The following is a 3620-nucleotide window of genomic DNA, read 5'->3' as shown; positions in this document are numbered from 1 at the left end:
CCTTCGGCTAGTTCAGCCGCCATCAGTCGGTTACTGCTACGCACAATAGTTGCTTGGTCAGTAGTCGGACCACCCAATTGATACTCCTGCCAGCGGTTTACCAGATCGCGCCATACTACTTTTGACGAATCTTGAACCGAGAAACCTGTAAGTCCGGCATCGTACTTGAAAGCGGCGGAGGGATGGTCGGTTTGGGCGACCAGCATTTGCCGAATCAGGTTGCTGCCCTTAAATATGTCGTACTGTAAGTAGCCCAAAAAGATACCCGCTGCCGCCCCCGGAAAGGTAATTTCAATCCGCGCACCGTTGGTATGTACTTTACAATTAGTAGCTTGGTAGCTAGCTGTATCCCGGCTGATTTCTTCTGACTGGCGAGGCATACCAGGGTGGTTGGCAAATGGCTCGGCAGCGGGAATAGACGACTCATGCGAACGGGGCGGTTCATCCGAAACGTAGAGTGGCGCATCCCAAAAGGCATCCCACTTAATTTCGTTTAGCTTTTCAGCGGTGAGTGGCACTTTCAATCGTTCCAGCGGTTCGGTTTGCTGCTGAGTAACCCTCCGCACTCCCGACACTACGCGAAACTCTGGCACTACATTCGTAGCTAGTATTTTCCATTCATTGTCGGCTGACTGAACCGCCAGTTCTCGTATCGTTGGCACGCCTTGAACGATAGTAAACCGTAGCCGCAACTCAGTACCTCGGTCGCCCTGCCAGATGACGGTCAGTACTTCATTATCTACTTCAGCCGTCAATCCCGGTTGTGGGCGGTAGGTAGATAGATCGTAGTTTATTGTATCGGCATCAGCGGTAGCAGTAAACCCAACAACGAATAATATCAGAAGCGATAAGAGTTGAGGCACTAGATTACTAATTAAAAGTATTACTTTATCTATAAGGATGATCATCGGTAAGCGAATATACTAGAATTCTAAGAAGGGTAAAGTATGGTATTGCTATTCTAAATTACAGTGACAAAATTTGAAGCTTCATTCATTGGTGCTAACTTTAGTAGGTCATCAAAAACAGAGGCGATTAGCATGTATATTTCTTAACTTCTCTTAATGCACCGCAGATTCCTGACCTTAACTACTCGTTACGCCAAACGGCATCTTACTTCTTCGCTGATTAATATCCTCGGTCTCACCACCGGAATCACCATTGGTATACTCGTTTATAGCTATGTTTCATGGGAAAAAAGTTACGATACGTTTTATCCTAATCATGATCGTATCTACCGGGTGAGCTTTCAAAAGTTTATTCAAGGTATAAACTCAGAATCATTAGCCAAATCTCCTTCGGCTTTAGCTCATACCATCAGAGAAGATTTGCCCGAAGCTCATCATACCACTAAAATCTATTCGGCTACGGGCGTGACAATTGAGATGGGCAAGAAAAGATTTAACGAAAAGCAGGTCTATGGGGTAGACCCTCACTTTGTGAATGTCTTTTCCCCCACCATACTGCACGGAACATCCGAAGGGCTAGGGGTTTTGATTGCCGAGTCAGTGGCCAAGAAATACTTTTCTAGTCTAGACTCGGCTCTTAATCAACCTATTGAGATTTTAGGTGAAGATTATACGCTATCCCAAGTTATTGGAGTGTTCGAGGATCTTCCCGCCAACACCCATTTTCCCTACGAAATTCTTTTTGTGCAGCCTGAAGAAGCGGAGAGCGAATTATCTTGGCGGTTTACCGGGGCGTATACCTATACACTACTATCGGAAGGGGCAAATGTTGATCAGTTTGAAGAACAGCTCAATAAGATTGTCACCGAAAAAAGCAAGGGCATGTTTGATACGCAGGTAACCACTCAGGTGAACCTTCAGCCCCTTACCAGTATTCATTTGCACTCAAATCTTCAGGAAGAGATAATGCCTAACGGAAGTTATCAGCTATTACTGCTTCTCATTATTATTGGGCTTATTGTTCCTACGGTAGCCATCATAAATTCGGTGAATATCTATACTGCGCAAGCCCTAGGCCGCATTAAGGAAGTGGGCATTCGGAAAATACTTGGCACCACCCAAAGCCGTTTAATTTATCAATTTGTTGCCGAAGCCAGTTTGTATAGTTTTGTCGGCGTTGGCTTAGCATTTGGGTTAAGCATATTGCTGCTTCCGTTTCTGGCTGAGCTTTCCGATAAACCACTGTCCTGGCACCAACTCTATGCCGACAGCGTGTTTTGGATAGTGCTGGTGAGTATATTTTTAATTACGGTAGTGGCATTAGCCCTTTATTCTTCTCTACTACTGTCTTCGGTGAATCCTAGTCGAGCTATTAAAGGACTCAGCGAAGTTTCAGGTCCCCTTTTCTTACGGAAGGGGCTCATCACTTTCCAGTTTGTGGCGACCACTTTCGTAATGATCACCGTGCTATTGATCTATCAACAGCTTACGTTTATGCATGAACGTGACTTAGGAATTGCTATTAATCAACTGCTGGCGATTAAAGCACCTAGTATGGAAAAAGAGAAGTGGTCAGAAGAGCGTAAAAGCTACGTTATTGATTCAGAATACAGCCGCTTGACTCATCTTTTAGAAGAAAAGCTAGCGTCATTTTCCTCCATGCAAGTAGCCTCAGTATCTCACGCACCCGGCAGCGAATTGGTGTGGGGGACGGAAGGGTTTCGGCGAGAAGGAAGCTCACCGGATGAAGTTCACTTCTTGCATATGCAGGGCATTGACGATCAGTTTGTAGAAGTGTTTGACGCGACCGTGCTGGCCGGACGAAACTTCTCCGAGCACTACACTATCGATCAGTTTAATACGGTTCTGCTAAATGAATCGGCGATACGCACCTTAGGCTTTTCCAGTGCCGAAGAAGCGGTAGGAAAGCACTTGGTCTTTTATGATGATAGTCAGAAGCTAATCGTTGGGGTACTACAGGATTTTCACCAAGAATCTTTACAACAAGCAATCAAGCCTACATTCTACGAGTTGCTCCCCCGGGCGTTGGACTACCTAGTAGTTAAGATTCTTGAAAAAGATATTGAGCAATCTATAGCAATCGTACAGGCCCAATGGAATGAGGTGTTTCCGGATAGTCCTTTTGACTATTTTTTCCTGGACGATTTCTACCATCGGCAATACCACAACGAACAGCAATTCTTCCGAGTCTCCTCTTTGTTTATGCTAGTATGCTTAGCAATTGCTCTCATGGGCTTGTTCGGATTATCTATCTATGTGATCTCCCGTAGAACAAAAGAGATCAGTATTCGCAAAGTACTGGGGGCACCACTAGCGCATTTAGCTTTTTTACTGATGAAGGGGCTGCTATCTTTAGCCTGCCTAGGGTTTCTCTTTGCTGCCCCCGTTGCGTATTTACTGCTTAACAAATGGTTGCAAGGCTATGCTTACCGTACTGAATGGCAGTGGTGGATGTTCGCTATTCCTTTGCTACTTTTGTTAGTACTATCGATTCTAACTACCGGCGGACAATCCATAAAACAAGTCCTTCGTAACCCTGCCGATATACTTAGAGACGACTGACTGATTTTTAGCTTGTATCACAGTTTTTTAACTATAGCTAGTTGGAGTAGCTTATTTATTCTTCGGTAGTATCGATCTGTAACTCGCTGTACAGGTATACTAGTAGTGCACTACCTCACAGTCAGGATG

The 3620-nt window shown here is 44.9% G+C and carries 1 protein-coding gene and 1 pseudogene; one reads left to right on the top strand and one right to left on the bottom strand.

What is annotated here, in order from left to right; all coding sequences use genetic code 11:
- A pseudogene (locus tag WBA23_RS12720) lies at positions 1 to 863 on the bottom strand (hypothetical protein); the annotation flags it as partial.
- Between the two features lie 201 nt (positions 864 to 1064).
- Between WBA23_RS12720 and WBA23_RS12715 the strand changes: the two are divergent.
- On the top strand, positions 1065 to 3491 hold the full coding sequence (locus tag WBA23_RS12715) for an ABC transporter permease (protein ID WP_424582655.1): 2427 nt from the start codon (positions 1065 to 1067) through the stop codon (positions 3489 to 3491).
- Positions 3492 to 3620 lie beyond the last annotated feature (129 nt).

Origin of the sequence: Tunicatimonas sp. (assembly GCF_049647865.1) — a bacterium.
In the GTDB taxonomy this organism is placed as follows: Bacteria; Bacteroidota; Bacteroidia; order Cytophagales; family Cyclobacteriaceae; genus Tunicatimonas.
This window is presented reverse-complemented; position numbering and strand designations above follow the sequence as displayed.

Excerpts from the sequence above, each read along its gene's own strand:
- WBA23_RS12715 (WP_424582655.1), top strand. The coding sequence starts at position 1,065 with ATGCACCGCAGATTCCTGACCTTAACTACTCGTTACGCCAAACGGCAT.